The 254-nt window shown below is 54.7% G+C and carries 1 rRNA gene; it reads right to left on the reverse strand.

Features of this window, described 5'->3' with window-relative positions:
• Window positions 1–254, reverse strand: a 23S ribosomal RNA gene (locus tag C457_RS19475); the annotation flags it as partial.

The raw sequence follows: 254 nt of genomic DNA on the forward strand, positions 1-254 counted from the left end.
ACACTTTGGGTCCTTAACCTGGCTCTGGGTTGTCTCCCTCACGGTGCACAAGCTTACCCCGCACACCGGACTCCCTGAGTCTACGACGTTCGTAAGTTCGGAGTTTGACAGGGAAGCGAACTCCTCTCGGAGTCCGGATTCCCAATCGGTCGCTCTACCTCACGAACTATCTCATCAGAGGTCATGCTTCGACATGTTTCGGTTGGAACCAGCTGTTGCCAAGTTCGATGGGCCTTTCACCCCTACACCAGAGT

The organism is Haloferax prahovense DSM 18310, assembly GCF_000336815.1.
Taxonomy (GTDB): Archaea; Halobacteriota; Halobacteria; order Halobacteriales; family Haloferacaceae; genus Haloferax; species Haloferax prahovense.